Source organism: Arthrobacter sp. Y3221160 (assembly GCF_059092585.1).
In genome coordinates, this window is sequence record NZ_JBNHHU010000001.1 from 725,553 (window position 1) to 747,574 (window position 22,022).

Annotated in this window: 23 protein-coding genes; 6 read left to right on the top strand and 17 right to left on the bottom strand. The window is 68.0% G+C overall.

Annotated elements, in window-relative coordinates; translation table 11 throughout:
• Positions 1-15: 15 nt before the first annotated feature.
• Together AC5RWG_RS03320 and AC5RWG_RS03325 are read left to right on the top strand one after the other, a co-directional pair.
• Positions 16-981: an NAD-dependent epimerase/dehydratase family protein gene (locus tag AC5RWG_RS03320; protein WP_494167093.1), complete on the top strand. Its 966-nt coding sequence runs from the start codon at positions 16-18 to the stop codon at positions 979-981.
• A 9-nt stretch (positions 982-990) separates the two neighbouring features.
• On the top strand, positions 991-1,806 hold the full coding sequence (locus AC5RWG_RS03325; RefSeq protein WP_494025706.1) for a serine hydrolase domain-containing protein: 816 nt from the start codon (positions 991-993) through the stop codon (positions 1,804-1,806).
• 4 nt (positions 1,807-1,810) lie between these two features.
• On the opposite strand, the gene mutM is transcribed toward AC5RWG_RS03325, so the two are convergent.
• The 6 genes from mutM to coaD all read right to left on the bottom strand — a co-directional run bounded on the left by mutM (position 1,811) and on the right by coaD (position 5,892).
• Positions 1,811-2,806: a bifunctional DNA-formamidopyrimidine glycosylase/DNA-(apurinic or apyrimidinic site) lyase gene (gene mutM / locus AC5RWG_RS03330; RefSeq protein ID WP_494166406.1), complete on the bottom strand. Its 996-nt coding sequence runs from the start codon at positions 2,804-2,806 to the stop codon at positions 1,811-1,813.
• Positions 2,799-3,518 (bottom strand): ribonuclease III, encoded by a 720-nt coding sequence (gene rnc, locus AC5RWG_RS03335; protein WP_493999996.1) that lies wholly within the window; start codon positions 3,516-3,518, stop codon positions 2,799-2,801. The genes mutM and rnc overlap by 8 nt, the downstream gene beginning before the upstream one ends.
• 11 nt (positions 3,519-3,529) lie before the next feature.
• Entirely contained in the window at positions 3,530-3,733 is a 204-nt protein-coding gene (gene rpmF / locus AC5RWG_RS03340; RefSeq protein WP_127511582.1) for a 50S ribosomal protein L32, read from the bottom strand.
• Between the two features lie 2 nt (positions 3,734-3,735).
• Positions 3,736-4,299: a YceD family protein gene (locus AC5RWG_RS03345; protein ID WP_494012331.1), complete on the bottom strand. Its 564-nt coding sequence runs from the start codon at positions 4,297-4,299 to the stop codon at positions 3,736-3,738.
• A gap of 119 nt (positions 4,300-4,418) precedes the next feature.
• The gene (gene galU / locus AC5RWG_RS03350) at positions 4,419-5,351 is read right to left on the bottom strand and encodes a UTP--glucose-1-phosphate uridylyltransferase GalU (RefSeq protein WP_494166407.1); all 933 of its coding nucleotides are present in this window, start codon (positions 5,349-5,351) and stop codon (positions 4,419-4,421) included.
• A 58-nt stretch (positions 5,352-5,409) separates the two neighbouring features.
• Complete coding sequence (gene coaD / locus AC5RWG_RS03355; RefSeq protein ID WP_493999999.1) at positions 5,410-5,892, bottom strand: pantetheine-phosphate adenylyltransferase; 483 nt, start codon at positions 5,890-5,892, stop codon at positions 5,410-5,412.
• Between the two features lie 63 nt (positions 5,893-5,955).
• Between coaD and AC5RWG_RS03360 the strand changes: the two genes are divergently transcribed.
• Positions 5,956-7,197 (top strand): aminotransferase class I/II-fold pyridoxal phosphate-dependent enzyme, encoded by a 1,242-nt coding sequence (locus AC5RWG_RS03360; protein WP_494166408.1) that lies wholly within the window; start codon positions 5,956-5,958, stop codon positions 7,195-7,197.
• A gap of 3 nt (positions 7,198-7,200) precedes the next feature.
• Entirely contained in the window at positions 7,201-7,971 is a 771-nt protein-coding gene (locus AC5RWG_RS03365) for a spermidine synthase (protein ID WP_494049797.1), read from the top strand.
• On the opposite strand, the gene rsmD is transcribed toward AC5RWG_RS03365, so the two are convergent.
• The 4 genes from rsmD to AC5RWG_RS03385 form a co-directional block, all read right to left on the bottom strand.
• Positions 7,954-8,544, bottom strand: coding sequence for a 16S rRNA (guanine(966)-N(2))-methyltransferase RsmD (gene rsmD / locus AC5RWG_RS03370; RefSeq protein ID WP_494166409.1), 591 nt, complete (start codon positions 8,542-8,544; stop codon positions 7,954-7,956). The two genes, AC5RWG_RS03365 and rsmD, sit on opposite strands and share 18 nt — an antisense overlap.
• A 3-nt stretch (positions 8,545-8,547) precedes the next feature.
• On the bottom strand, positions 8,548-10,743 hold the full coding sequence (locus AC5RWG_RS03375) for an ATP-dependent DNA helicase RecG (protein ID WP_494166410.1): 2,196 nt from the start codon (positions 10,741-10,743) through the stop codon (positions 8,548-8,550).
• Positions 10,733-11,671 carry a DAK2 domain-containing protein gene (locus AC5RWG_RS03380; RefSeq protein WP_494025787.1) on the bottom strand — a complete coding sequence of 313 codons (939 nt, stop codon included), beginning with the start codon at positions 11,669-11,671 and terminating at the stop codon, positions 10,733-10,735. Before AC5RWG_RS03380 ends, AC5RWG_RS03375 begins: the two co-directional genes overlap by 11 nt.
• 148 nt (positions 11,672-11,819) lie before the next feature.
• The gene (locus tag AC5RWG_RS03385; protein WP_494166411.1) at positions 11,820-12,863 is read right to left on the bottom strand and encodes an LCP family protein; all 1,044 of its coding nucleotides are present in this window, start codon (positions 12,861-12,863) and stop codon (positions 11,820-11,822) included.
• A 125-nt stretch (positions 12,864-12,988) separates the two neighbouring features.
• On the opposite strand from AC5RWG_RS03385, the gene AC5RWG_RS03390 reads away from it, so the two are divergent.
• Complete coding sequence (locus AC5RWG_RS03390) at positions 12,989-13,468, top strand: DUF3515 domain-containing protein (protein ID WP_494000005.1); 480 nt, start codon at positions 12,989-12,991, stop codon at positions 13,466-13,468.
• A 36-nt stretch (positions 13,469-13,504) separates the two neighbouring features.
• On the opposite strand, the gene AC5RWG_RS03395 is transcribed toward AC5RWG_RS03390, so the two are convergent.
• From AC5RWG_RS03395 to leuC, 6 genes are all read right to left on the bottom strand, one after another.
• Positions 13,505-14,641 (bottom strand): D-alanine--D-alanine ligase family protein, encoded by a 1,137-nt coding sequence (locus tag AC5RWG_RS03395; RefSeq protein ID WP_494167094.1) that lies wholly within the window; start codon positions 14,639-14,641, stop codon positions 13,505-13,507.
• Between the two features lie 11 nt (positions 14,642-14,652).
• Positions 14,653-15,687 (bottom strand): NAD(P)H-dependent glycerol-3-phosphate dehydrogenase, encoded by a 1,035-nt coding sequence (locus tag AC5RWG_RS03400; RefSeq protein ID WP_494022893.1) that lies wholly within the window; start codon positions 15,685-15,687, stop codon positions 14,653-14,655.
• Entirely contained in the window at positions 15,684-16,469 is a 786-nt protein-coding gene (locus tag AC5RWG_RS03405; RefSeq protein WP_494022892.1) for a lysophospholipid acyltransferase family protein, read from the bottom strand. Before AC5RWG_RS03405 ends, AC5RWG_RS03400 begins: the two co-directional genes overlap by 4 nt.
• 6 nt (positions 16,470-16,475) lie before the next feature.
• Complete coding sequence (gene murA / locus AC5RWG_RS03410) at positions 16,476-17,792, bottom strand: UDP-N-acetylglucosamine 1-carboxyvinyltransferase (RefSeq protein ID WP_494000008.1); 1,317 nt, start codon at positions 17,790-17,792, stop codon at positions 16,476-16,478.
• Between the two features lie 224 nt (positions 17,793-18,016).
• Positions 18,017-18,616, bottom strand: a complete 600-nt coding sequence (gene leuD, locus AC5RWG_RS03415) for a 3-isopropylmalate dehydratase small subunit (RefSeq protein ID WP_494166412.1) — start codon at positions 18,614-18,616, stop codon at positions 18,017-18,019.
• 15 nt (positions 18,617-18,631) lie between these two features.
• Positions 18,632-20,098: a 3-isopropylmalate dehydratase large subunit gene (leuC, locus tag AC5RWG_RS03420; RefSeq protein ID WP_493986902.1), complete on the bottom strand. Its 1,467-nt coding sequence runs from the start codon at positions 20,096-20,098 to the stop codon at positions 18,632-18,634.
• A gap of 148 nt (positions 20,099-20,246) precedes the next feature.
• Here leuC and AC5RWG_RS03425 point away from each other — a divergent pair, with 148 nt between their 5' ends.
• Complete coding sequence (locus tag AC5RWG_RS03425) at positions 20,247-20,966, top strand: IclR family transcriptional regulator (RefSeq protein ID WP_493977303.1); 720 nt, start codon at positions 20,247-20,249, stop codon at positions 20,964-20,966.
• 7 nt (positions 20,967-20,973) lie between these two features.
• Here the strand turns inward: AC5RWG_RS03425 and AC5RWG_RS03430 are convergent, their stop codons facing one another.
• Positions 20,974-22,005 carry a thiamine-phosphate kinase gene (locus AC5RWG_RS03430; RefSeq protein ID WP_494166413.1) on the bottom strand — a complete coding sequence of 344 codons (1,032 nt, stop codon included), beginning with the start codon at positions 22,003-22,005 and terminating at the stop codon, positions 20,974-20,976.
• Positions 22,006-22,022: the final 17 nt, after the last annotated feature.

The following is a 22,022-nucleotide window of genomic DNA, read 5'->3' on the forward strand; positions in this document are numbered from 1 at the left end:
ACGGGTGCCAGCGGGATGCTCGGCGCCGCCGTGGCCCGGCTGCTGCTGGCCGAGGGCCACGGCGTCCGCACCTTCCAGCGCCGCCCCGCCGCCGGCGTGGGCTCCGCCGTCGGGACCGTCCTAGGTTCGCTGACGGACGCCGGCGCCGTCGCCCGGGCCGTCGAGGGGGTCGACGCCGTGATCCACCTGGCGGCGAAAGTTTCGTTCACCGGCCAGTGGAGCGAGTTCGTGGCCACCAACATCGACGGCACGCGCACCCTGTTGGACGCGGCGAGGTCGGCGGGCGTGCGCGACGTGGTGTTCGTGTCCTCCCCCTCGGTCGCCCATGTCGGCGAGGCCATCGCCGGCGCCGGCGCGGGGACGGCGGACCCGGACCGTGCCCGCGGCAACTACGCCCGGTCCAAGGCCGCCGCCGAGCTGCTCGCGCTGGCCGCGGACTCCCCCGGCTTCCGGGTCGCGGCCGTGCGCCCCCACATCGTCTGGGGCCCCGGCGACACCCAGCTGGTGGAACGCGTCATTGCGCGGGCCAGGGCCGGCCGGCTGCCGCTGCTGGACGACGGCGCCGCGCTGATCGACACCACCTATATCGACAACGCCGCGGCAGCCATTGTCCGTGCGCTCGAACGGATGGACCAGGCGCACGGCCAGGCCCTGGTGGTCACCAACGGCCAGCCCCGGCCGGTCGGCGAACTGATCGCCGGCATCTGCCGGGCCGCCGGCGTGATGGCGCCCGCTTGGTCGGTTCCCGGCTGGCTGGCCCGCGGCGCCGGCTCGGTTATCGAACGGGCCTGGACGGCCGCCGGAGCGCGCGGGCTGGTCCGCGACGAACCGCCCATGACGCGCTTCCTCGCCGAGCAGCTGTCGACCGCGCACTGGTTCGACCAGCGCCGCACCCGCGAGGTGCTGGACTGGGTGCCCGAGGTCAGCATCGAAGAAGGGCTGCGACGGTTGGCAGCCCACTACGGCGGAACGACGAGGTAGGAGCAAGCATTGGAAAGCGTGAAGCTGATCGATTCCTGGCCGGTGGACAACGCGGCCACCGCCGTCGTCGCGGCCGACGGCGCCGTCGTTGCCTCCCATGGCGACCAGCAGCGGCGCTTCCCGCTGGCGTCCGTGACCAAGCTGCTCAGCGCCTATGCGGTGCTGCTGGCCGTCGAGGAAGGCGCGCTGGAACTGGACCAGGCGGCGGGCCCCGAGGGCGCCACCGTCCGCCACCTGCTGGCGCACAGCGCCGGCTACGACTTCGGCGAGCGCACCGTCAGGTTCTCCCCCGGCGACCGGCGGCTCTACTCCAACGCCGGCTTTGAGGTGCTGGGCGAGACGCTTGAGGCCGCGGCGGGCATGGCCTTCGCGGACTACCTGCGCGAGGGCGTGCTCGTTCCCCTCGGCATGAAGGACACCAGCCTGGACGGCTCCCCCGCGGCCGGGGCGACCTCCACGTCCGCCGACCTGTCCCGTTTCGCAGCGGAACTGCAGCGGCCGTCGCTGCTGGCCGCCGCCACGGTCCAGGAGGCGACGCAGGTGGCCTACCCGGGGCTGGCGGGTGTGCTGCCGGGGTTCGGCCGCCAGCAGAACAACGACTGGGGCCTGGGTTTCGAGATCCGCGGCCACAAGGAGCCGCACTGGACCGGCAGCAAGAGCTCGCCGAAAACGTTCGGCCACTTCGGCCAGTCCGGCACCTTCCTCTGGGTGGATCCGGAGGCCGGCGCCGCCTGCATCGCGCTCACCGACCGCGACTTCGGGCCCTGGGCCGCAGACGCGTGGCCCGATTACACGGACGCGGTGCTGGCGGAGCTGGGAAGGTAGCCCGTTACCAGCGGCCGTTCCGGGGCCTCGGCTGGCAGGCCGGGCAGGTGTAGGACGACCGGTTCATGAAGGTGTCCCGGCGGATCTTCGTGGACAGGCCCAGGGCGCTGCAGCGGTGGCAGGGCCCGCCCTCCCGGCCGTAGGCGTTCAGCGACCGTTCGAAGTATCCGGAGGCGCCGTTGACGTTCACGTAGAGGGAATCGAAGCTGGTGCCGCCGGCCTCGAGCGCTCTGCTCATGACGTCCCGGCACGCGCTGAGCAGCCGCTCCGCTTCCTTGCGGCGCAGGGTGTCGGTCGGGCGGGCGTAGTGCAGTTTCGCGGCCCAGAGGGCTTCGTCGGCGTAGATGTTGCCGATGCCGGAGACCAAGGCCTGGTCCAGGATGGCGCGCTTGATGCCGGTCTTGCGGGCACGCAGGCGCTGGTAGAACGCCTCGAAGGAGAAGGCGGGGTCGAGCGGGTCGCGGGCGATGTGGGCGGCCTCGACCGGGATCAGCGGCAGGCCGGTCTCGGACATCCCGCCGGCATGGCCGTCGGGAGTGGGCATCAGGTCGGCCAGGAACATGCCGCCGAATATCCGCTGGTCCACGAACCGCAGCTCGGCCGGCATCGGCGGGCCGTCGGGTTCGCCGGCCGGACTGAGCGTCAACCGGACCTTCAGGTGCTTCTCGTCGGGCTGCCCGCTGTCTTCGACCAGCAGTTGGCCGCTCATGCCGAGGTGCGCCATCAGGGCGAGTTTGGGCTCGTCGGGCACGGCGTTAACGTCGCCGGGGTGCGGCGAAGGGTCCGGCGTGGTCTCCAGCAGCGGCATCCAGAGGAATTTCCCGCGCCGGGCGACGTCGGCCACGTGGGCGCCGATGAGGTTGCCGCGCAGGTCGTCGGCTCCGAGGGCGTGGCGCCGGATGGAACGCTCGTCCAGGACGTCCACTCCGGTGATCGTCCGCCCGCGGACCCACTGGGCGAGCCCGCGGCGGACAACCTCCACCTCAGGCAGTTCAGGCATCGGAGTCGGCGGTCTCCGTCACCGATACGGGCAGCGAGGCACGCAGCGCCCGCCACGTGGTGGCGGCCGCTTCCTGCTCGGCTTCCTTCTTGGAATGTCCGGTGCCGCGGCCGTATTCGGTGGTGCCGATCAGCAGCGTGGCCACGAAGGTCCGGGCGTGGTCCGGGCCCGATCCGTCCACCCGGTAGGTCACGGTGCCCATCTTCCGGGCGGCGGCCAGCTCCTGGATGCTGGTCTTCCAGTCCGTGCCCGCGCCCAGGGCGTCGGCGTCCGCCAGGAGCGGCCCGACGAGGCGCATCACCAGCTGGCGCGCCGTTTCGATGCCCTGGCACAGGTAGGCGGCGCCGAAGAGGGCCTCCATCGTGTCGGCCAGGATGGAGGACTTGTCGGCCCCGTTGGTGAGCTTTTCGCCCTGCCCGAGCAGCACATGCCGGCCGACGTCCAGGCTGCGCGCGATGCCGGCCAGCGCCCGGGTGGAGACGACGGCGGAGCGCCGCTTGGCCAGTTCGCCCTCGGGCAGGTCCGGGTTGTCCCGGTACAGCGCGTCGGTCACGGAAAAGCCCAGGATCGAGTCGCCGAGGAATTCCAGGCGCTCGTTGGTCGGCAGTCCGCCGTGCTCGTAGGCGTAGGAACGGTGGGTTAAAGCAAGACGGAGCGTCTCGGCGTCGATATCAACGCCGAGACGCTCCAAAAGCTCTTCAGTTGAAGGCATGCCGGACGTTGTTACGCGTCGGCTACCTTGCGGCCCTTGTACTCAAGGAACAGCGCGGTGCCTGCCGAGTCGGTGACAACCTTGGCCTGGTGCGGCAGGCTGTAGGTGACACGGCCGTTCTCAACGGTCTTGACCAGGTTGGGCGCAGTGGCCTTCCACTGGGACCGGCGTGCGCGCGTATTCGAGCGGGACATCTTCCGCTTGGGAACAGCCACGGCTAACTCTCTTCTCTCTCGTCTGACTCTTTACTTTCGGGCGCCTCATCGGCGGCCGTACCGGCCAACCCGGCAAGGGCTGCCCAGCGAGGATCCACGACCTCATGGTGGTGACCCGGATCCTCTTCAAGGCGCATCCCGCATTCCGGGCACAAGCCTTGGCAGTCTTCCCGGCACACCGGCTGGAACGGCAGGGCGGTCACCACTGCGTCCCGCAGCGCCGGTTCGAGATCGATCAGATCGCGCTCAACCCGCCGCTGTTCGTCCTGTTCTTCTTCCTCGAGGAGTTCAGCTTCCTCGTAGTAGAAGAGTTCCTGCACATTGACGTCGAGGTCGTACGCGATGGGATCCAGGCAACGCCCGCACTCGCCCGTGACAGCCACGGAAACGGTGCCGGAAACCAGGATTCCCTCGTGCACGGCCTCAAGCTTCAGGTCCAGCTCCATGTCGGAGCCTTCCTGAACGCCAATGAGTGCTGCACCGAAATCCTTCGGCGCAGCGATACGTTCTTCAAGAGTCCGCATGGTGCCCGGGCTGCGCCCGAGGTCCTTGACCGCAAGGGTCAAGGCCGAACTTTGATCATGGTTCAAGACCACAGTACTGAGAACTCCTAAAGAACATACGACCGACGTATCATCTTAGCCCGGATCTCCCGCGGGCCCAAACCGGCGGCGCTGCGGGGGTGTCAGTCCCGTCCGGCGGGCTCCAACGGCCTCTCGGCCTGGATCTGTGATGCCAGGTCGACGATCCAGGAACGCAGCTCGGGTCCCAGGTCCTCGCGCTCCGTGGCCAGGGAGACGACGGCCTTGAGATAGCTGAGCTTGTCGCCGGTGTCGTAGCGGCGCCCTTTGAAGACCACGGCATAAACACCGCCGCCGGCCTCCCCGGAGCCGGCCAGCACCTGCAGCGCGTCCGTCAGCTGTATTTCTCCGCCGCGGCCCGGCGGGGTCTCCTCCAGGACGTCGAAGACCGCGGGGTGCAGGACATAACGTCCGATCACGGCCAGGTTCGACGGCGCCTCGGCGGCGTCGGGCTTCTCCACCAGGCCGTTCACCTTCACGTGCGCCGCGCCGTCGATGCGGCTTATGTCCGCGCACCCGTAGGCGCTGATCGCTTCCGGATCGACCTCCATCAGGGCAATGACGGAGCCGCCGGTCGCCTGCTGGACCGCGATCATCTCCGTGAGCAGTTCGTCGCGCTCGTCGATCAGGTCATCGCCCAGCAAGACGGCGAAGGGCTCGTTGCCCACATGCTGCCTGGCGCAGAGAACGGCGTGGCCGAGCCCCTTGGGGTCGCCCTGGCGCAGGTAGTGAATGTCGGCCAGCTGGGAAGATTCCCGGACCGCGGCCAGCTTGTCGGCGTCGCCCTTGTCCTCCAGGGTTTGCTCGATAAACGGGACCCGGTCGAAGTGGTCCTCCAGGGAACGCTTGTTGCGCCCGGTGATCATCAGCACGTCGTCCAGGCCGGCGCGCGTCGCTTCTTCGACGACATATTGGATGGCCGGCTTGTCGACGACGGGCAGCATTTCCTTCGGCATGGCCTTGGTGGCCGGCAGGAACCTGGTCCCCAGCCCGGCGGCGGGCAGAACGGCTTTTCGTACGGATTGAGCTTGAGGCATGGTCAAACGTTAGCAAACGCGGGCTCCGCCGCAACCGCCGGAAGCGATCCGGGCCGGGCTACCGGGGCTGCTCTGCGGCGCGGAAACCGGCGAGCACGGCCTTCGGCACGAACTCCGAGATATCCCCGCCCAGCGAGGCAATCTCCTTGATCAAGGTCGACGACAGGTGCGTGTAGCTGCTCTCCGCGGCGAGGAAAACCGTCTCGATGCCGGCCAGATGCCGGTTCATGTGTGCCATCGGCAGCTCGTAGTGGTAGTCCTGCGACGAGCGCAGGCCCTTGACGATGACGCCGGCGCCGTGGCTGCGGCAGTATTCGGCCAGCAGGCCTTCACCCATCGCTTCAACGCTCACGCCGCGGAGGTAGGAGAGCGTCTCGCGGGCCATGGTCAGCCGCTCGTCCAGGCTGAAGCGGTATTTCTTGGCATAGTTTGTCGAGACGGCGACGATGACCTCGTCGTACATGCTGGCGGCACGGGCAATGATTTCCACGTGGCCTTTGTGGAGCGGGTCATAGGATCCTGGGCAGACGGCACGGCGCATAGAGTCGAATCTAGTCGATCCGGGCGGGCGGTGCACCACGCTTCGGTGGTAATACTGGGAGTCATGAGCACAGCTATGCGGCAACTCGTTCACGGCCGGCGGGCCGGCGTTCCGGCTCCGTGGCAGCGGACCGCGGCCGGATCGAACCTCCTCGGCGACGACGGCGGCCTCGGCCTCACCATTTTCGAGGAGATGACGACCCTCGCCGCGCGGACCGGCGCCATCAATCTGGGGCAGGGGTTTCCCGACGAGGACGGCCCGGCGGAAATCGCCGCCGCCGCCATTGACGCCATCCGCGGCGGAGCCAACCAGTATGCGCCGGGCAAGGGAACACTCACGCTGCGCAGCGCCGTGGCAGCCCACCAGCAGCGGTTCTACGGCCTGTCACCGGACCCGGAAACCGAGATCATCGTGACGACCGGCGCCACCGAGGCGCTGGCAGCGACGTTGTTGGCCCTGAGCGGACCGGGCGACGACGTGCTGACGTTCGAGCCCTTCTATGACGCGTACGGGGCGATCATCGGCCTGGCCGGAGCCCGGCACACCACGGCCCCGCTCCTCGCCCCCGATTTCCAGCCGGACCTCGACTCACTCGAAGCGGCCTTCTCGGAGCGCACCCGCATCGTCCTGGTCAACAACCCGCACAATCCGATGGGCAGCGTTTTCTCCCGCGAGGCCCTGTTGCGCATCGTCGAACTGGCTGAGCGCTACGACGCGCTGATCGTCACCGACGAAGTCTACGAGCACCTGACCTTCGATGCACCGCACATCCCCATCGCCACCCTGCCGGGAGCCGCCGGGCGGACGCTCACCATTTCGTCGGCCGGCAAGACGTTTTCGTTCACCGGTTGGAAGGTCGGCTGGCTCTCCGGCCCGGCGGACCTCGTCGCAGCCGTCCGCACGGTCAAGCAATTCCTCACGTACAGCTCGGGCGCACCGTTCCAGGATGCGGTGGCGGCGGGGCTGGGGCTGCCGGACTCGTTCTACGGCGGGATCGCAGCCGGCCTGAAGGCCAAGCGGGACCTGCTCAGCGACGGATTGCGGCAGGCCGGCTTCGATGTCTTCACGCCGCAGGGCACCTACTTCGTCAACGTGGACACGGCACCGCTGGGTATCACCGACGCACTCGACCTGGCTCGCCGGATGCCCGGGCTGATCGGCGTGGCCGCCATCCCGGTGCCGGTCTTCTGCCACCCCGACGGCGCCGAGCGGACCCGCTCGCTGCTGCGCTTCGCGTTCTGCAAGCGGACCGAGGTCCTGCAGGACGCCGCGCAACGCCTCGCCTCCCTGCCGGACAGGATCTGAGCCGTGGCCGAACGCTACCTGCGCGGCACCGGCCTCCACGCCGGCATCGACAAGGACGACCGGGTACCGGGATCCTACGTCCTGAGCATTGGCGGCGCGGAGCAATCGCACGTCAACCTGCGTCATCCCGGCGACGTGTTCTACGAATACCTGCGCCGGATCGCCAACGTCGTCGACCTGGCGGGCCCGGCAGGGGTCCCGCTGCGTTGCCTCCACCTGGGTGCCGGCGCCCTGACGCTGGCCCGGTACGTGCAGGCCACCCGGCCCGGTTCCCGGCAGGTCGCCGTCGAGCTGGAGCGGGAGCTGCTGGACTTCGTCCTCGAGCACCTTCCCATGCCCGACGGCACGGACCTGACGGTCCACTTCGGCGATGCCCGGCATGAACTGGCCTTCGGGGACATCGAGGGCACCTTCGATGTGATCGTGCTGGATGTTTTCGCCGGCGACGACGCCCCGGAGCACCTGACCACGGCGGACTTCTACGCGGAGATGCTGGAGGCCCTGGAACCGGACGGGGTGCTGCTGGTCAACGTCGGAGACGACCCGCCGCTGGCGTTCGCCAAGCGGCAGATCGCCGAGCTCGCGTCCGTCGCCGGTTCGGTGGCGGCGTTGGGCGAGGCCGGCATGTTCGGCAGCCGGAGGGCGGGCAACATCGTCCTGGCCGCCCGCGGCGGTTCGTGGCCGCCGGAATGGTCGGCCGCCCTGCTGGCGGCGGGCCCGCACCCGGCGGCGGTCCTCAGCGGCCCGGAGCTCGATTCATTCGCCCGCAGCTGACGGGTCCACGGCGGGTTCGGCGAACCAGAGACGGGTCTCGCCGTACTTCCGGACGGCGAACCGGACGAGGCCTTCGGGCCATTCCGGTTCGGGTGACCGCGAAGAGCGTTCGACGACGACGAGGGCGCCGTCGGCGAGGAATCCGGACAAGGAGGCGAGGATGCCGGCGAGCGCGTCCTCGGCCAGCGGGTACGGCGGGTCCATCAGCACCAGGTCCCAATGGTGTCCCGGCGGAAGGTCCTTGAGGAACCGTTCCGCCTTCATGCGGTGCACCGTGGCCGTCTTCCGGCCCAGCTTGCCGTTGACCAGCTCGGCGTTGCGGCGGCAGACCCCCGCGGCTTTGTCGGCCGCTTCGACCAGGTCCACCGTGGCGGCGCCGCGGCTGGCGGTCTCGACTCCCAGGGCCCCGGAGCCGGCGAAAAGGTCGAGTACCCGGGCGCCGGCGACGACATCGTAGGACTCCAGCCGGGAAAACAGCGCCTCCTTGACCCGGTCCGTCGTCGGCCGGGTGTTCTCCCCCGGCACGCTGGCCAGGGTCAGTCCGCCGGCCACGCCGGCCACGATGCGGCTCACCGGCTACCCGCGCTCAAGGAAGGCCTCCCGCTCGGGGTTCAGGTACAGCTCGATGGCGGCTGCCAGCTCGGGATACCGGGCCAGGGTAGAGTCCCGCTGCAGGATGGCCGTGGCGTCTTCCCGGGCACGGGCGATAACGGCCTCGTCCTTGATCACGCGCAGCAGCTTCAGGGTGGATTTGCCGCCGGACTGGGACGCCCCGAGGATGTCGCCTTCGCGACGCAGCTGGAGGTCTGCCTGCGAGAGTTCAAACCCGTCGGTGGTCGCGGCGACCGCCTGCAGCCGCTCCCGGCTGGGGTGCCCGGGCTCCAGCTGCGTGACCAGCAGGCAGGTGCCGGGGAGGCCGCCGCGGCCCACCCGTCCGCGGAGCTGGTGGAGCTGCGAAATGCCGAAGCGGTCGGCGTCCAGGATCACCATCATGGTGGCGTTGTGCACGTCGACGCCGACCTCGATGACCGTAGTGGACACCAGGATGTCCAGCGTGGCGTCGTTGAACGCCGCCATGGCAGCGGCCTTTTGGTCCGGCTCCATCCGGCCGTGCAGCATGCCGATCCGGACGCCGTCCAGGACCGGCAGCCCGCCCAGGTGCTCGATTAGGGCGGCCACCGATGCCATGGGCCGCTGTTGCTCCGGCTGCCCTGACAACTCGTCCGGCGGATCGGCCTCTTCGAGCTCGTCATCCCCGATCTTGGGGCACACGACGTAGACCTGCCGGCCGGCGGCGACCTCCTCGCGGGCACGTTCCCAGATCCGGTCCTCCCAGGCAGGATGTTCCTGGAGGGCCACCAGATGGGTGGTGATCGGAGCGCGGCCCGCGGGCAGCTCCGTCAGCACGGACGTTTCCAGGTCCCCGAAGACGGTCATCGCCACCGTCCGGGGAATGGGCGTGGCAGTCATGACCAGCAGGTGCGGTGGCGTGGCCGAGCGGCTCCGGAGGCGGTCGCGCTGTTCCACGCCGAAGCGGTGCTGTTCATCCACCACCACGAGGCCGAGGTCAAAAAACTGCACCGTGTCGGACAGCAGGGCATGCGTGCCGACGACGATGCCCGCCTCGCCTGCCGCCACATCGAGCAAGGCCCTGCGCTTGGCCGTTCCGGTCATCGAGCCGGTCAGCAGCACGACTTTAGTGCCGTCGGGGTCGCCGCCCAACATGCCGCCCTGCGCCAACGGGCCAAGCGTCCGGGTGATCGATGCGAAATGCTGGCCCGCCAGGACCTCGGTCGGCGCGAGCAGGACGGCCTGGCCGCCCGAGTCGACCACTTGCAGCATGGCCCGAAGGGCGACCAGGGTCTTCCCCGACCCGACTTCCCCCTGCAGCAACCGGTTCATGGGTGAATCTCCGGCCAGCTCCGCCGCGATCGTCGCGCCGACCTCGCGCTGTCCCGAGGTCAGGTCGAAGGGCAGGCGGGCGTCGAACTTGTCGGCAATACCGCCCTTCCGGCCCGGGCGTGCGGTCGCCTGTTCGGCCGCGGCGATGGCCCGCTTCCGCCCGAGGGCCGCCTGCAGGACCAGCGCTTCCTGATAGCGGAAGCGGTCGCGGGCCGCGCTGGCGGCTTCCATCGTCGAGGGCCGGTGGATCTGTTCGTAGGCCTCAGCCAGTGAGAGCATTCCGTCCCGTACGGCGATGTCGGTTGGGATGGGGTCCCCCAGGCGCCCGAAGTCCACGGCGTCGAGCAACAGGTCAACGGCCGCCTTGATGCGCCAGCTGCCCAGTTTTGCCGTCGCCGAATACATGGGCACCGGGCGCAGGGCCTCCTCGGCGTCGAAGTCGAAGGCGTCTTCGAGCAACTGGTAGTCGGGGTTGGTCAAGGTGAGGTTTCCGCGGTAGGACGTCACCTTGCCGGAGAACATGGCGATGGTCCCCGGCCGCAGTTCCCGTTCAGCCTGATAGCCGTTGAAGAAGGTGAGGCTGATGTCCGAGGAATTGTCGGTCACGACGACCTCGGTCAGCGAACCGCGGCGGGCCCGCATCTTGCGTGAACTGGAGCTCAGCACCCGGGCCACCAGGGTTGCGTCCTGGTCGATCGGCAGCTCGGCGATCATGGTCAGTTCTCCGCGCTTCATGTATCGCCGCGGGAAGTAGTTGAGCAGTTCCCCGGTCACCGTCATGCCCAGGTGCTTTTCGAGTGCCGAGGCCGAGCGCTTGCCCAGCCGCCGCTCCAGCGGGACGCTCAGCTCGTCAGCAGGGTCAACCGCCATGGTTCTGCTCCGGCGGGCCGGCCAGTTCCGTCATGCTGACGTTCATCGGTTCACCCAGCTCCCGGATAACCTTCAGGGCCGCTTCGCCGTCCGGCACGTGCGCGTGGACGCGCCAACGGTACCCGCCCTCTATTTCAGTCACGGCGCTCATGATGACCGAGTCGCCCAGCTCGTCCAGTTTCAGGCGCAGCGTCGCGGCGTCGAGGGGGCTGAGGTTGACGGTGCACATGACCTCGACACCTTCGTGCACGTGGTCCAGGTGCAGGTGCGGATCCTGCACGTTGTAGCCGTGCAGGCCGTCCAGCAGTTCCGGCTGCAGTTCCACGCCCAGGGCGCTGGCCCGCAGGGTGTCCATGATGAGCAGGAACCCGACGGCGCCGGCGTCGACGATGTGCGCCGATTCGAGTGCCCCGAGCTGTGTCTCGGTCCTGACGACCGCGGCCACCGCCTCTTCCACGACCGATTCCAGCGTTGCCGCCAGGCCGTGGTTGCTGTCGTCGCCGTTCTTCGCCGCATGTACCGCCGATGCCGCCCGCGAGACCGACGCGATGACGGAGAGCATGGTGCCCTCCACGGGCTCGCTCAACGCGGACCAGCACCGGATTTCGGCACGCTGGAGGGCCGCGGCCAGCAGCGGCCCCGTCAACCGGGTCGTGCCCCGCAAGGGTTCGGCCAGGGCGGCCAGGAAAACGGACAGCAGGGTGCCCGAGTTCCCGCGCGCTTCTTCCATCGCCGCCTGGCCTGCTCCGGCCAGGAGTTCGCCGATGTCCGCCGTCCGGTTTTCGGCGGCCGACTTCGCCGCCGCCCTGACGGTCAGATAGAGGTTGGTCCCCGTGTCGCCGTCGGCCACCGGAAAGATGTTGATGGCGTTCAGGCGGTCGCTGTGGTTGCCGAGGACGACCTCGGCCCTGGACAGCCAGCGGCGCAGCGCTTCGGCATTGGCAGCAATTTTCGTCTGCAAAGGGGTCCCATCTGCATGCGCCGGCGATGCCCGCCAACGATCGATCTCAGTCCTCCGGCGTTACCTGAGCCTACCGCAGCCGGCTCCGCTCACCGGCATACGGCCGCGTCGCGGCTCACTCGAGGTCCGCAGTACTCAGATATTCGTCGAGGCTGTCGTTCTGCAGCGCGTCGGCTATCTCGGCGATGGCCGCCTCGTCCGGCACGACGATCGACTGGCCGTCCGCGGAAGTGCCGGTGCCCAGGGTCGGAAGGGTGAACATCTGAACGTCGCTTGACCGTACATCCCGAAGCGAGACGCCCAGGGAGCCTGCGGTCATGGCGTCGAATTCGCTGTCAACGCTCACGAACGGGGAAAATTCGTCGACTACCTCGTTAATGCGCACGGGGTTTGTCAGTGTCTCGGCCGTCAGGAACTCGGACATCAGAGCCTTGACGAAGAGCTGTTGGTTGCGCACGCGCTGATAGTCGCCGTCGCTGAAGGCCTTGCGCTCGCGCACGAAGGACAGGGCAGACTCGCCGTCCAGAGTCTGGGTGCCCGCAGGGAAGAACTCGCCGGTCGACCCGGTTGCCGAGAAGGCCGCCGGATTGTTGATCTCCACCCCGCCCAAGGCGTCGGTCAGTTCCTTGAACCCCGAGAAGTCGATGATGGCGACGTGGTCGACGCGGGTCTCAAACAGCCCTTCGATGGTTTCGACGACAAGCGGTACCCCGCCGAACGCCATGGCGGCGTTGATCTTGTGCTCGCCCTGGCCCGGTATGTCCACCCAGGTGTCGCGCATGATCGACATGACGTAGACGTTCTCCCGATTCTCCGGAATGTGCATCAGCATCATGGTGTCGGAGCGGCTGCCGTCCGAGACCTCGGTCAGATTCTGCGTACCCGTGGCGCGGCTGTCGGAGCCCATCAGAAGAATGTTGACCGTCTTGTCGTTCGGGTCCTTCTCGGCCCGATTGTCCGGGAAGGCCGATTCGATCGTTTGGGACTTGCTGTTGAAGGAGTTGGCCAAGTTGAACAAGTAGCCACCTCCGACGATTGCAGCGACGACAACGATGCCCACGAGGGTGAAGAAGATGGTGCGAATGGGATCTTTCTTCCGCTGGCGGCGCTGCCGCCGCGGGCGGTATTCGTTGTCGTGGTCAGCAGTCAATGGGGTCACTTCCTAGGGGTGAGGCTACCTAAAAGGATAAACCCCGCGGCCGACTCCTTACCGCAGGGCCGGTCTGGCGTGGCTGCGGTCACTGTCGCTCCGGCGGGCCGCGATGGTCGGGATACGCTGGCTGTATGACCCGCGCCTTCCCCCGACGCCGCCGTTTTGCCGTCCTTTTGTCGCTAGGAGCCCTGGGCAGCCTCACGGCGTGTTCGCCTGTTGTCGACGTTGACGCCGCTCCGGACGCGGCAAACCCCGGATGCGCCCCGATGATGGTCATCCTCCCCCAGTACGTCGCCGATTTCCCGCGCCGTGAAACGAGCAGCCAGGCGACCGCCGCCTGGGGGGACCCTTCCCAGGTCATCCTGCGGTGCGGTGTGCCGGTTCCCGGCCCGACGACGGACCAATGCGTCTCGGTCGACGGCGTCGACTGGGTACTGCGCGAAGGCGAGAACGGCTACTGGACGGCCACGACCTACGGGCGCACCCCGGCCACGGAACTGCTGTTCAAGCCCGATGACGTGGCAGAGAGCTCCGTGTTGATGGACATCTCGGCGGCGGCGTCGGAGATCCCGCAGGAACGCGAATGCCTGAGCATTTCCGACGTCCTGTAGGCGGCACGGCCGGCGACACCGCGCCGGCCGGCATGGTCAGCGGAGGCCGGTCTTGCGGTTGAGGGCCAGGTACAGCAGCTCGTCGATCAACTCGGTGTAAGGCAGTCCGGATTTCGCCCACATCTGCGGATACATGCTGATGGGCGTAAACCCGGGCATGGTGTTGATCTCATTGATAATGAGCTCGCCGTCCGGCGTGTAGAAGAAGTCGACCCGGGAGAGTCCCTCTCCCCCGAGCGCGTCGAACGCCTGTGCGGCGAGTTCGCGCACTCTTTCCGTGGCGTCGGCGGGCAAATCCGCCGGGCAGCTGAGGGCGGCGGCCGTACCGTCCAGGTATTTCGCTTCGAAATCGTAAAACTGATGCTCGCCGGGCTGGACGGCGATTTCCCCGGGCAGGCTGGTGCGCGTCGGTTCTGTTCCCCTGCCCTGCAGCACCGCTACTTCGATCTCGCGGCCGATGATGCCGGCTTCGACAACAACCTTGGGATCGTGTTCGCGGGCGGCCTCCACGGCGGCGCGGAGGCCGCCGGGCTCGGCCACCCGGGTGATTCCCATGGAGGAGCCCGCACGGGCCGGCTTGACGAAGACCGGGAACTGGAGCGTGCCCAGCCGTTCGAGCACCGCGTCCGGGTCCTGCTGCCACTGACGGTCGGTGATGACCTGGTAGGGGCCGACGTGGAGGCCGGCCGATTCGAAGACCACCTTCATATAGTGCTTGTCCATGCCGACGGCAGAGGCGAGTACGCCGGCGCCGACGTAGCGGACGTCGGCCATTTCCAGCAGCCCCTGAAGCGTTCCGTCCTCGCCGAACGGCCCGTGCAGGAGCGGCAGCACCACGTCCACGTTGCCCAGGCTCTGCGGAACCTGCGCGGCCGGCGCGACCATGAGTTCCGGCGTGTCCCGCCTGCTGGCCAGCACGACGGGTTCGGCGGACGTACTGATCTCCGGCATTTTCCCCGAGGCGAGCGACCACTGGGCCGGATCATCGGCGACCTGGACCCACTGGCCGTTGCGCGCAATTCCGATGGGCACGACGTCGTACTTGTCCTTGTCGATGGCCCCGAGCACCCCGGCCGCGGTGACGCAGCTGACGGAATGTTCGCTGGACCGCCCGCCGAAAAGGACGGCAACGCGGGGTTTGCGGCCCGACGACGGGGCGTTCGCGGCGGGAATGGTCTCGTCGTTCACTGGAGTTCACCTTCGGATTTGAGTTCACGGGTCAACAGGCGTGGCGCCAGCGCCTCTACGGATACCTGTCCCTCCAGGACGGCAACCACTGCCTCGGTAATCGGCATGTCGACGCCCACCTTGGTGGCCAGATCCAGCACGGCGCGGCCGGACTTGATGCCTTCGGCCGTTTGGGTCATTCGTTCCGTCACCTGGTCCAGGGTCAGGCCTTCGCCCAAGAGCCGTCCGGCTGTGTGGTTGCGCGACAGCGGCGACGCGCAGGTGGCGACCAGGTCGCCGAGCCCGGCCAGCCCGGCCATCGTCTGGACCTCTCCCCCGAGGGCAAGGGTGAGCCTGGTGGTCTCGGCCAGTCCGCGGGTGATGACCGTCGCCTTGGTGTTGTCTCCCATGCCCTTGCCGTCGCAGATTCCCACGCACAGGGCAATGATGTTCTTCACGATGCCGCCGATCTCCACCCCCGTGACGTCCGAGTTTGTGTACGGACGGAAATAGCTGGCGGTGCACAACCGCGCAATCCACTGCGCGGTGTCGTCGTCCGTGCAGGCCACCACCGAGGCGGTCGGTTCCTTGCGCGCAATCTCGAGCGCCAGGTTGGGACCGGAAATGACGGCCACGTGGGAGTCTGACAGGCCGAGCTCTTCCTTGATGACTTCGCTCATGCGCGCATCGGTCCCGCGCTCCAGCCCCTTCATGAGCGAGACGACCACCGCCTCCGGATCGAGCAGCGGCTTCCAGGACGCCAGCTGCGGCCGGAGGGTCTGGGCGGGAACAGCGAGCACCACCAGCGGCGCGCCGCGGAGGACTTCGGCGACGTCCTCCGAAGCGACGATGTTCTCCGGCAGCGCGATGTCCCGGAGGTACTTCGCATTCCGGTGCCGGGAATTGATTTCCTCCGCCACTTCGGCGCGCCGGGCCCAGAGCCTGACCTCGACCTCGGGGTGGGCGTCCGCGACGACCTTGGCAAAGGTAGTGCCCCAGCTTCCTGCTCCCAGAACGGCGATGTTGGCAGGCAGGTCGGGGCGTGCTGTCACAACTTCTCCTCGGGCGGTAGCTCTTCTGTATGCACCGGTTCGCCGGAACCAAAGTCCCGGCCCATGGCGCTTTGACCGTGAGCAGAAGGATCCCAGCGGACGGCGGGCGCTGCCTCGCCGCGTACTTCGGCCAGCAGCGCCGTGATGCTGTCCATAATCCTATTCGTTGCGGCCTCCAGAACGGTCCTGGTGATCGGCAAGCCGCTGAATTCGCTCAGGTCCACCGGCGGTCCGGCCGTGACGTGTGCCGTCTTGCGCGGAAAAAGGCTGGGCCTTTTCGCATAACGGGGCAACAGCTCGTTGGCACCCCAGTGCGCCACCGGAATGACCGGTGCGCCGGTCTGCAGCGCGAGCCTTGCCGCCCCGGTGCGCCCGCGCATCGGCCACAGGGCCGGGTCCCGGGTCAGCGTCCCCTCCGGGTAGATGATCACGGCACCGCCTTCATCGAGCACCTCGCGTGAGACGTCAAGGGAACGGTTTGCGCCCGAACTGCTCCGCTCCACCGGTATCTGCCGGGCCGCCGTCAACAGTTGCCCGACCACCGGGATCTTGAACAGCGAGGCCTTCGCCAGGAAGTGCGGAAGGGCACCCTGGTTGTAGACGTAATGGCCGACCACGAGCGGATCGATTTCCGTGTTGTGGTTCGGACAGACGATGAATCCCCGGTCCTTGGGAAAATTCTCCGTTCCCGTCCAGTTGCGCCGGAGGACCAGGTTCAGGACTGGCCGGACAACGCCGGCGAGGACACCAATGACCACCCGCTCTTTGGAGTCTGCTCCCATGTCCGCCTACTCGACGTCGAAGTCCGCGCCGAGGCCCTCCAGCTTTGACTGGAAGCGTTCGTAGCCACGGTTGATGAGTTCGATGCCGGTCACGCGGGAGGTTCCGGCCGCCGCCAACGCGGCGATCAGGTGGCTGAAGCCGCCGCGGAGGTCGGGGATGTCTATCTCCGCCCCGGAGAGCTGTGTGGGTCCGGAAATCACGGCGGAATGCAGGAAATTCCGCTGCCCGAAGCGGCACGGAATGCTGCCGAGGCATTCGCGGTGCACCTGGATGTTCGCACCCATGCGAATCAGCGCCTCGGTGAAGCCGAACCGGTTCTCGTACACGGTCTCGTGCACGATCGAGACGCCTTCGGCCTGCGTCAGGGCGACGACGAGGGGCTGCTGCCAATCCGTCATGAAGCCCGGGTGCACGTCGGTCTCGAGCACCAGCGGCGACAGGCTGCCGCCCGGGTGGTAGAAGCGGATGCCGTCGTCGTCGATGTCGAACGCCCCGCCGATCTTGCGGTAGGTGTTCAGGAAGGCGGTGAGGTCGCCCTGATGGGCACCTTCGACGTAAATGTCTCCCTGCGTCACGAGCGCCGCGGATGCCCAGGACGCGGCCTCGTTGCGGTCGGGCAGCGCGCGATGGTTGAAGCCGGACAGTTCGGTGACGCCCTCGATACGGATCACACGGTCGGTCTGGACCGTGATGATGGCACCCATCTTCTGCAGCACGGCGATCAGGTCCATGATCTCCGGCTCGATGGCGGCGCCGCTCAATTCCGTGATGCCCTCGGCGCGGGTTGCCGTCAGGAGAACCTGCTCGGTGGCGCCCACGCTGGGATACGGCAGCGTGAGTTTCGCGCCCTTCAGTCCCCTGGGTGCGGAGATGGCTATGCCACCGGGCCGCTTGTCCACGATCGCGCCGAACTGCCGCAGCACGTCGAGGTGGTAGTCGATGGGCCGGTCGCCGATCCGGCAGCCGCCCAGGTCGGGGATGAAGGCCTCGCCGATCGCGTGGATCAGGGGCCCGCAGAAAAGGATCGGAATGCGGGAATCGCCGGCGTGGGCGTCGATGTCCTTCATGTGGGCGGTCTTGACCTTGGTGGGGTCAAGCGTCAGGTCACCGGTCACCGCGTCCTTGGACACCTCGACGCCGTGCAGGCGGAGCAGGCTCGTGACGATCTCCACGTCCCTGATTTCGGGCACATTCCGCAGGACCGAGGCATTGCTGCCGAGCAAGGACGCGACCATCGCTTTGGGAACCAGGTTCTTGGCGCCGCGGACGGATACCTTCCCCGCCAACGGAACGCCACCACGAATGGTCAAAACACTTGCCATGAATACCTGTTTCCTCAAGCTAGTTTAGCGCCGAACTGCGCCAGGGCCTCAGCTAAGCATATTGGCAATCCGAGACCACTCTGAAATAAACGGGCAGCGAGTCCGGCGCTTTCCGTCCCGCCGGCCGGTGCCTTGCATGAGGCAGTCGCAGGTGCAAATCGGCGCCGCCGACGGAGCCGGAACGGCTCCCTCGACGGCGCCGATTCGCGCCAGGGCGCGTGTCCTCAGACTTTTGCCGGCAGGGTCTTCGGCTTCCAGGACGGGCGGGTGGCCTCGTAGGTGGTGATTTCCGCCTCATGCTTCAGGGTCAGCCCGATATCGTCCAGGCCTTCGAGCAGCCGCCAGCGGGTGTAGTCGTCGATCTCGAACGGCGCGGTGATGGTTCCGCAGGTGACGGTCTTCGACTCCAGGTCCACCGTGATTTCGGTGCCCGGGTGGTTCTCCAGTTCCTTCCAAATCAGCTCGATGTCATCCTGGCCGACCTCGGCGGCCAACAGCCCCTGCTTGCCGGAGTTCCCGCGGAAGATGTCGGCGAACCGGGAGGAGAGGACGACGCGGAACCCGTAGTCCTTCAACGCCCAGACAGCGTGTTCGCGCGAGGAACCGGTCCCGAAATCCGGGCCGGCCACGAGAACGGACCCGCGGCTGAACGGCTCCTGGTTGAGGATAAAGTCCTCGTGCTTGCGCCAGGCCGCGAACAGGGCATCTTCGAAGCCTGTCCGGGTGATCCGCTTGAGGTATACCGCCGGGATGATCTGGTCGGTGTCCACGTTGGACTGCCGCAGCGGGACCCCGATGCCGGTATGGGTGGTGAACTTCTCCATGATTCTTCAGGCTCCTTAGGCGGCAGGCCGCGAGACGGCGTCGTTGTTGACCGGGTCCAGGTCCGAGGGCGAACTCAGCGTGCCCCTGACTGCGGTGGCGGCCGCCACTACCGGCGATACCAGGTGCGTCCGCCCGCCCTTGCCCTGCCGGCCCTCGAAGTTCCGGTTGGACGTGGACGCGCAGCGCTCGCCCGGGGCCAGCTGGTCCGGGTTCATGCCCAGGCACATGGAGCAGCCGGCGAACCGCCACTCGGCGCCGAACTCCTTGAACACCTTGTCCAGGCCTTCGGCCTCTGCTTCCAGGCGGACACGGGCAGACCCGGGCACCACCATCATGCGCACGTTCGGCGCCTTGGCCCGGCCGCGGATGATGTCCGCCGCGATGCGCAGGTCCTCGATCCGGCTGTTGGTGCAGGAGCCCAGGAAGACGGTGTCGACCGGGATGTCCTTCATGCGGGTGCCGGCTTCGAGACCCATGTAGGCCAGCGCACGTTCCGCGGCTGCCTTGGCGTTCTCGTCGGCGAAGTCGTCGGGCGACGGCACGGCTTCCGACAGGGAAACGCCCTGTCCGGGGTTGGTCCCCCACGTGACGAACGGCTCCAGCGTATCGGCGTCCAGGAAGACCTCGGCGTCGAACACCGCGTCGTCGTCGGTACGCAGGGTCTGCCAATTTTCGACGGCGGCGTCCCAGTCGGCGCCCTCCGGGGCGTGCGGCCGGCCCTTGAGGTAGTCGAAGGTGGTCTGGTCCGGCGCGACCATGCCGGCGCGGGCGCCCGCCTCGATGGACATGTTGCAGATGGTCATCCGGGCTTCCATGCTCAGGGCCCGGATGGCGGAGCCACGGTACTCCAGCACGTAGCCCTGGCCGCCGCCGGTTCCGATCTTGGCGATGACCGCCAGGATGATGTCCTTGGCGGTCACCCCCGGGCGCAGCGTTCCCTCGACGTTGATGGCCATGGTCTTGAACGGCTTCAGCGACAGCGTCTGGGTCGCCATGACGTGCTCAACTTCGGAGGTCCCGATGCCGAATGCCAGGGCACCGAAGGCACCGTGGGTGGAGGTATGCGAGTCGCCGCACACCACCGTCATGCCGGGCTGGGTGAGTCCCAACTGGGGACCCACCACGTGCACGATCCCCTGCTCGGCGTCCCCGAGCGAGTGCAGCCTGACCCCGAATTCACGGCAGTTGGTGCGCAGCGTCTCGATCTGGGTGCGGCTGGTCGGGTCGGCGATCGGCTTGTCGATATCCAGCGTGGGAGTGTTGTGGTCCTCGGTCGCGATGGTCAGGTCCGGGCGGCGCAGCCCGCGCCCCGCCAGGCGCAGGCCCTCGAAGGCCTGCGGCGACGTGACCTCGTGTACCAGGTGAAGGTCGATGTAGAGGAGGTCGGGCTGGCGCGCCGCGCCTTCACCGTCGCCGTGGCGCACCACGTGTGCATCCCAGACTTTTTCGGCGAGCGTCTTGCCCGCAGTGTTACCGGCCATGGCCAGATCTCCTCCATCAATACCAACGCAGGCTTTTTCTCCCGCCGGGAGGCCCGCACCAAGTGTGTGCTTTAACTCTTCCAGCGCGGCTGCCCGCCCGCCAGTCAATCGACTTGCATCTCATATATTGAGATGAGAGTATCAGCTTATGGACAATCCTAGCGGGGTCGGCGTCATCGACAAGGCGGCCATGGTGCTGGACACCTTGGAGGCCGGACCCACGTCCCTGGCCCAACTGGTGGCCGCCACCGGCCTGGCCCGGCCCACCGTCCACCGGCTCGCTTTGGCGCTGGTCCACCACCGGCTGGTCAGCCGGGACATGCAGGGCAGGTTTGTCCTGGGCAGCAGGCTGGTCGAACTGGCCGCGGCCGCCGGCGAAGACCGGCTCATAGCCGCCGCCGGCCCGGTGCTCATGAACCTCCGCGATGCCACGGGTGAGAGCGCCCAGGTCTTCCGCCGGCAGGGCGATTCGCGGGTATGCGTCGCCTCGGCCGAGCGGCCGATCGGATTGCGGGACACCATTCCGGTGGGGACACAGCTTTCGATGAAGGCCGGCTCCGCCGCGCAGGTGCTGTTGGCCTGGGAAGACCACGAGCGGCTGCTCGAAGGACTCCATGGGGCGCGTTTCACCCCGACGGTCCTCGCCGGCGTGCGTCGCCGCGGCTGGGGCCAGAGCCTGGGCGAACGCGAACCTGGCGTGGCGTCGGTTTCCGCCCCGGTCCGCGGTCCGTCCGGGCGGGTCATCGCCGCGGTTTCCATTTCCGGGCCGATCGAGCGGCTCACGCGGCAACCCGGCCGGCTGCATGCCGAGGTGGTCTGCAACGCGGCCGCCCAACTGACCGAAGCCCTGCGAAAGACCAACGACTAGCAGCGCTTCAGCCCCTGAAATGGTCCCATCCCCGAACCTGGACGGGGACGCCGTCGAGGGTCACCGTATCCTTCCCGCCGCCGACCACTCCGATGGCGGCGAACCCCGCCGGCAGGGTTTGTGCTGCGGGGAAGGTACACAGCAGGCCATGGTCTTCGCCGCCACCGAGGACCCAGTCGCTGGGCTCCGCCCCCACCAGGGCCGCTGCCTCGTCCAAGGGTGCGGCAAAGTGCCGCAACTGCGCCGACGCCAGGTCCACCGCGACACTGCTGGCGCGGGCCAACCGCGCCGCATCGCGGAGCAGGCCATCCGAGATGTCCATCATGGCGGTCGCGCCGGATTCGGCCGCAGCCGGGCCGGCGCTCAGCGGAGGCAGCGGCCGGGACTGGATTCCGGCGAGCTCCTGCAGCGGAGCCGGGGCCCCGTCGAAAACCGGGCTTTCGAGCAGCGCCAGTCCGGCCGCCGCGCGCCCCAGCGTGCCGGCCACCGCGACGGTGTCGCCGGGACGCGCGCCGCTGCGCAGGACCGGACTGCGGCCTTCGAGGTCCCCGGTAACGGCAGCCGTGACCACGATCGACTCGCCGCGGCCAAGATCACCGCCCACGACGGAGCACCGGCCCGCCCCCAGTTTCCGCAGGGCATCGGCCACGCCGTCGGCCAGGCTCTCGACCCATGCCACCGGCGTCGCACCGGGCAGGGTCAGGCTGATGACCAGTGACGTCGGCACGGCTCCCATGGCATTGATGTCCGAGAGGTTCTGCGCCACGGACTTCCATCCGACGTCGTAACCCGTCGTCCGGTACCCGGAGGGCCACACAAGCCGGAAGTCCTGATCCTGGACCAACGTATCGATGGAGATGACGGTGCGGGCATCGGGTGCCTCGATCACGGCAGCGTCATCGCCCGGCCCGACCGGGACGCGGGCGGGGCCGAGACGCGGGAAAATCCTTTCCAGAAGCGAGCCTTCGTCCAGATCGTTGACAGTCAGTTCAGCGGCCAATCTTTTGCGTTCTCCTTGTATCTCGTCTGCCGGGTCCATGGCCCCGCGGCTCCCGG

Bases quoted from the DNA above. Each gene is read 5' to 3' on its own strand.
- AC5RWG_RS03320 (WP_494167093.1), top strand. From the start codon at position 16: ATGCTCGGCGCCGCCGTGGCCCGGCTGCTGCTGGCCGAGGGCCACGGC.
- mutM (WP_494166406.1), bottom strand. From the start codon at position 2,806: ATGCCTGAACTGCCTGAGGTGGAGGTTGTCCGCCGCGGGCTCGCCCAG.
- rnc (WP_493999996.1), bottom strand. From the start codon at position 3,518: ATGCCTTCAACTGAAGAGCTTTTGGAGCGTCTCGGCGTTGATATCGAC.
- galU (WP_494166407.1), bottom strand. From the start codon at position 5,351: ATGCCTCAAGCTCAATCCGTACGAAAAGCCGTTCTGCCCGCCGCCGGG.
- coaD (WP_493999999.1), bottom strand. From the start codon at position 5,892: ATGCGCCGTGCCGTCTGCCCAGGATCCTATGACCCGCTCCACAAAGGC.
- AC5RWG_RS03360 (WP_494166408.1), top strand. From the start codon at position 5,956: ATGAGCACAGCTATGCGGCAACTCGTTCACGGCCGGCGGGCCGGCGTT.
- AC5RWG_RS03375 (WP_494166410.1), bottom strand. From the start codon at position 10,743: ATGGCGGTTGACCCTGCTGACGAGCTGAGCGTCCCGCTGGAGCGGCGG.
- AC5RWG_RS03390 (WP_494000005.1), top strand. From the start codon at position 12,989: ATGACCCGCGCCTTCCCCCGACGCCGCCGTTTTGCCGTCCTTTTGTCG.
- AC5RWG_RS03405 (WP_494022892.1), bottom strand. From the start codon at position 16,469: ATGGGAGCAGACTCCAAAGAGCGGGTGGTCATTGGTGTCCTCGCCGGC.
- murA (WP_494000008.1), bottom strand. From the start codon at position 17,792: ATGGCAAGTGTTTTGACCATTCGTGGTGGCGTTCCGTTGGCGGGGAAG.
- leuD (WP_494166412.1), bottom strand. From the start codon at position 18,616: ATGGAGAAGTTCACCACCCATACCGGCATCGGGGTCCCGCTGCGGCAG.
- leuC (WP_493986902.1), bottom strand. From the start codon at position 20,098: ATGGCCGGTAACACTGCGGGCAAGACGCTCGCCGAAAAAGTCTGGGAT.
- AC5RWG_RS03425 (WP_493977303.1), top strand. From the start codon at position 20,247: ATGGACAATCCTAGCGGGGTCGGCGTCATCGACAAGGCGGCCATGGTG.
- AC5RWG_RS03430 (WP_494166413.1), bottom strand. From the start codon at position 22,005: ATGGACCCGGCAGACGAGATACAAGGAGAACGCAAAAGATTGGCCGCT.